The sequence below is a fragment of the Streptomyces chattanoogensis genome (assembly GCF_001294335.1).
GTDB classification, from domain to species: domain Bacteria; phylum Actinomycetota; class Actinomycetes; order Streptomycetales; family Streptomycetaceae; genus Streptomyces; species Streptomyces chattanoogensis.
Map to the genome: position 1 here is coordinate 1 of NZ_LGKG01000119.1, position 239 is coordinate 239.

Sequence of the window (239 nt, forward strand, 5' to 3'; positions counted from 1 at the left end):
GCGATGCGTCCTGTCGGTGCTCCGGCGACCTGGGTGCTGTCCAACCACGACGTCGTACGGCACCGCACCCGCCTGGGCGGCGGCCTCGACCGGGCCCGTGCGGCCGCCCTGCTGATGCTCGCCCTGCCCGGCTCGGCATACCTCTACCAGGGCGAGGAACTGGGCCTTCCCGAAGTCACCGACCTGCCCGACGACGTCCGCCAGGACCCCTCCTTCTTCCGCGCCAACGGCCAGGACGG

Annotated in this window: 1 protein-coding gene; it reads left to right on the forward strand. The window is 72.8% G+C overall.

Going from position 1 to position 239, the window contains the following annotated elements; genetic code table 11:
- Positions 1 to 239: alpha-amylase family glycosyl hydrolase (locus ADL29_RS14800; protein ID WP_245689414.1), on the forward strand; the 239-nt coding region annotated here is incomplete at both ends.